4 protein-coding genes and 1 pseudogene are annotated in these 4465 nt (G+C 59.2%); 4 read left to right on the top strand and 1 reads right to left on the bottom strand.

The genetic code is table 11. The annotated features are described in order from the left end of the window. From ACY692_RS14240 to ACY692_RS14225, 4 genes are all read left to right on the top strand, one after another. Positions 1–1601: flagellar hook protein FlgE (locus ACY692_RS14240; RefSeq protein WP_462326044.1), on the top strand; the 1601-nt coding region annotated here is incomplete at its 5' end. Between the two features lie 418 nt (positions 1602–2019). Further along, positions 2020–2328, top strand: coding sequence for an MTH1187 family thiamine-binding protein (locus ACY692_RS14235; protein WP_462326043.1), 309 nt, complete (start codon positions 2020–2022; stop codon positions 2326–2328). Next, on the top strand, positions 2321–3355 hold the full coding sequence (locus ACY692_RS14230) for an AIR synthase family protein (RefSeq protein ID WP_462326042.1): 1035 nt from the start codon (positions 2321–2323) through the stop codon (positions 3353–3355). The genes ACY692_RS14235 and ACY692_RS14230 overlap by 8 nt, the downstream gene beginning before the upstream one ends. Before the next feature lie 158 nt (positions 3356–3513). Beyond that, positions 3514–4194: a four helix bundle suffix domain-containing protein gene (locus ACY692_RS14225; RefSeq protein WP_462326041.1), complete on the top strand. Its 681-nt coding sequence runs from the start codon at positions 3514–3516 to the stop codon at positions 4192–4194. Here ACY692_RS14225 and ACY692_RS14220 read toward each other — a convergent pair. Further along, positions 4191–4465 (bottom strand): annotated as a pseudogene (locus ACY692_RS14220) (hypothetical protein); the annotation flags it as partial. The gene ACY692_RS14225 and the pseudogene ACY692_RS14220 sit on opposite strands and share 4 nt — an antisense overlap.

Genomic DNA, 4465 nt, shown 5'->3' with positions numbered 1-4465 from the left:
CGGGAACCAGCGGCCTCAAGGCCCACGGAGAATCCATGACCGTCATCGGCAACAACATCGCCAATGTCAGTACGGTCGGCTTCAAGGGGTCACGGCTCCATTTCGAGGATGCCATGAGCCAGGCCACCACAACGGCCGCCGGCACCGGCCAGATCGGCCGCGGTGTGCAGGTGGGAACAGTAATGGCCGATTTTGCCCAGGGGTCGCTTGAAACAACCACCGAGGCCACGGATCTGGCCATAGGAGGCAAGGGCTTTTTCGTGGTCTCCCCTCCGGGCGAAGGTGTCCAATATTATACCCGGGCCGGAAATTTTCGGTTCGACGCCGACGGCAGGCTGACCGATCCCCACGGGTATGCGGTCCAGGGATGGAAGGTGCAGAATGATACCAATCCCATTGCGGCCACCTCCACCACAACGGAAAGCTCTTCCGCCCGGATCGAGGGGGTGCCCACGGATATCGTGCTGGACAATTTTCAGTCCCCGCCCCAGGCGACGTCCAAAGTCGATGTCATGACCAACCTGGATTCCCAGAGTACGGATAAGTCCATCGACACTACCAATCCGATGTTCGCCATGTTTTCCAATTGGGATGCCACCCAGGATGAGCCCATTGGTGACAGCATGTACAGCTACCAGTCGACCATCAAGACCTATGATCAGAACGGCAGCGCACACAACATGACCATATATTTCGATCCGGTGAAGGACGACACTGTCACGAGCGCCGCGGGCGGCAATCAGCTCTGGGAGTACATGGTCACCATTCCGCCTTCCGAAGATGGAAGGACCTTGAATGATGGTGGTGCTGATTATCCCCTTTCGGGCACCGAAGGGGCCGGGGTGCTCATGGTCGGCACCCTGACCTTTAATGCGGCGGGGGAACTTACCAATAGTTCGGCATTCACGTTACCAGAGACTACGACTACCAACGATTCCAAGAACCTTGCGAACTGGACGCCGGCGGAAATTTCTTCAGACGGCTATCCGATCTGCACCGCAAATTTTCTGCAGGAGGACGATGCCTCGGCCACAAACCAAGATGCAGCCAAAAATATCGAGATCAATTTCGGGGTCAAGAATTCGACCTCGGATTGGGACCCTTCGACTGCCGATGCGTCAGCTGTTGGGACCAATTGGGCGAACATCCCGGGCATGGCGGGAGTATCTCGCTCCGCCCTGGCGACCACATCCTACAACACCGGTTCGACCACCCTGTTCCAGTCCCAGGACGGCTATACGGCCGGGTTTCTCCAGGGTGTGTCCGTGGATCGGGACGGGATTCTGACCGGCAGCTATTCCAACGGGCAGGTTCTGGAACTCTACGCCCTGACCCTGGCCGACTTCAATGATCAGTATTCCCTGTACCGCGAGGGCGGCAACCTCTTCTCCGAGACCCGCTCCTCCGGACCGCCGCTCACCGGAATGGCCAATGCCAGCGGCAAGGGGGCCATTGCCTCCAATTCCCTGGAGCAGTCCAATGTGGACCTGGCCACGGAGTTTGTGAGCATGATCACCACCCAGAAGGGATACCAGGCCAACAGCAAGACCATCACGACAACCGATGAAATGCTCAATGTCCTGATTCAGATGAAGCGATAATTCCTCCCACCTCCCCTGGTGATTGAAAAGCCCGCCCTGTTGGCGGGCTTTTCCTGTTTCAGACGCCAAGCGTGATGTGTTCTCACGCTCGGCTCACCCCGTTCCGATCGGTTTGAAACTCCCTCGACGGCCTCGTAACACCAAACCGTTGCTCAATGAAAACAGTACGTTTTGGGCGATGTCAGGCAACGACCTGGTGAACGAGGCCTGGCTCGGTCAGACAGTCAAACCGACCGGAACGGGGTGAGCCGGCCATGAAAGTTCAGGTACCCAGATGAGACCGAATCTGTCGTGTTCCAGGCGACCAATCAATTGCCAGCCCTGTTTGCGGGTGGTAAACCGTTGCGGTCCCATGAAGATGGAAAGAAAACGTGAAGGTGTTGTATACCCACCGTATCAATCAACAAGGAGGTCAGCCATGCTCGCAGGTTTTTCAGTGTTGCCCGTGGGGGTAGGCGGAGAATTCAGGAAACATATCGCGGCGGTTATCGAAGTGATCGAAGCATCCGGCCTGAAGTACAAGCTCGGGACTATGCAGACGACCATCGAGGGGGATCAGGACGAGGTCATGCGGGTGATCATGCAATGCCACAATCTGATGATGGAACAGGCTGGCCGGGTGATCACCTCCATCACCATCGATGACCGCAAGGGGAGCGTGGACCGGCTGGAGGGCAAGGTGGCCGATGTGGAGGCCGAACTCGGCAGGCCGGTGCATCGTGAGTAATCTGGTGGGCAAGCCGAGCCCTTCCCGGTTGGATGCCCTGGTGCAGGGGGCCTTGGGTGCCCCGAGTGATCGTGTGCTGGTCGGCCCCGGCCCCGGTTTGGATGCCGCTGTTCTGGAAACATCCGACGGGCGGGTCATGGCCATTGCCGAAGACCCCATCTTTCCCGCCCCGGGATTGCCCCTGGATATCATGGGGTGGTTCACCGTGCATATCGGGGCCAGCGACGTGGCGGTTACTGGAATCAGGCCGGAATTCATGACCTACACCCTGCTGCTTCCCCCGAGTACCCCCGAGTCGGACGCGCGAACCATCATTACCAGCATCTCCCGTGCTGCCGAAGAGCTCGGCATCGCCGTTGTGGGCGGCCATACCGGATGGTACGGGGCCGTGACCGTGCCGACAATCGGCGGGGTGACCGTCTGGGGAACGGCAGATAAGGATGCATGGATCTCACCGGGCGGGTCCAGAGACGGCGATACGATCCTGATGACCAAGGGACCGTGCATCGAGGCCGCGGCCCTGCTCGCCATCGTGTATCAGGAGCAGCTTGCCCGGGAGCTTTCCGCAGACATGCTCGCTTCCCTGAAAGGCCGGGTCGATCAGATCACCGTGGTCAAGGATGCCCTTACAGCCTTTGCCGCCGGGGGCGTGCACGCCATGCACGATGCCACCGAAGGCGGGGTCCTGGGAGGACTCTGGGAAATGTCTGCCGCCTCCGGGATACATGTGGACGTGGATTTCGATGCTATTGAACTGCCCGAAGACATCGCCGCCCTGGCCCGGGTCCTGGATTTCGACCCCTGGCAGGCCATCAGCGAAGGAACCCTGCTGGCCGCTGTCGAGCCGAAAGCCGTGGACAGGGTGCAAAGCGAGTGGCGCAAGGCAGGCATAGAAAGCATGGTTCTGGGAAGATTCGATGCCGACTTGAAGGAAAACACGCTGGTAAGGAACGGTACCGGGCAGGTGCTTAAGGAGCCGGACAAGGACCCCTTTTGGGAGCTGTTTTTTGCCGGGTTGGCCAAATGACTACACGGACGGGCACGGATTACACGGACGGGCACGGACGAACATGGACTGACACGGACACTTGGGCGACACAGTCTGGTGTGAGTCTGTGACTGTCCGTGTGAGTCTGTGTAATCCGTGTCAGCCCGTGTGAGTCCATTACAAAAAAGGAATAAACCATGCCTTTTCACGAGGAACTTGTCCCCAAGCACGGCGGCTACCGCAACCTGAAAAGCTTTCAGATCGCCCAGCTGGCCTATGATGTCACGGTGCGTTTTTGTGAGCTCTATGTGGATCGCTTCAGCCGGACCCGGGATCAGATGGTCCAGGCGGCCCGGTCCGGGGTGCAGAATATCGCTGAAGGCTCCCAGGCATCGGGAACATCCAGGAAGATGGAGCTCAAGCTGACCAATGTGGCCCGGGCCAGCCTTGAGGAGTTGCGGCTCGATTACGAGGATTTTCTGCGTCAAAGGGGACTGCCGCAATGGCCGACAGGGCACCCGGCGCTGGAGCGGTTCAAGGCGAGGCGGTGTGCGAGTCTGCAGGAGGTGCAGGCATGGGCTGGGGCCGAGAAAGGAGGGGGTTGCACGGACAGCCACGGACTGCCACGGACTGACACTGACACGGACATGGCAAGTTCACGGTCCGTGCGGGTCGGTGCCAGTCCGTGTGAGTCCGTGCATACCACATCGTTGCCGTATTCCTGTCTGGTGGCCAACGCTGCCCTGAGCCTTTTGAACTTGGCCTGTTATCTCCTCGACCGGCAGGTCGAGAGGCTTGCCAACGACTTTACCCGGGAAGGCGGCTTTACCGAGCGTCTCTACAGGGTGCGCACAGCAGCCAGAAAGCGGACTCGTTAAACAGTATCCTGGTCTTCCCGGCGTTGTTCCAGAAAGAAGTGGGGGGCAAGGTCAGGATGATCGGCCCGGAGTACGTAGTTCAGACCGGGGTTGGCCGTGGTCACGGCCTCCCCGGTTTCTTTTTCCACGCGAAACAGATTCGGGGAGAGAACAGGCCGCTTCAATCCCGGGGCGAGGACTGCCACGGGGTGTGTGGTATCCCAGGGGTTTTTAACGGCTATCTCCCACGAATCGCTACCAACCTGTCTGGTGACCCTTCCCAGAATGGTCT

Source organism: Desulfoplanes sp., from assembly GCF_054921335.1.
This window is presented reverse-complemented; position numbering and strand designations above follow the sequence as displayed.

Bases quoted from the DNA above. Each gene is read 5' to 3' on its own strand.
- ACY692_RS14235 (WP_462326043.1), top strand. From the start codon at position 2,020: ATGCTCGCAGGTTTTTCAGTGTTGCCCGTGGGGGTAGGCGGAGAATTC.
- ACY692_RS14225 (WP_462326041.1), top strand. From the start codon at position 3,514: ATGCCTTTTCACGAGGAACTTGTCCCCAAGCACGGCGGCTACCGCAAC.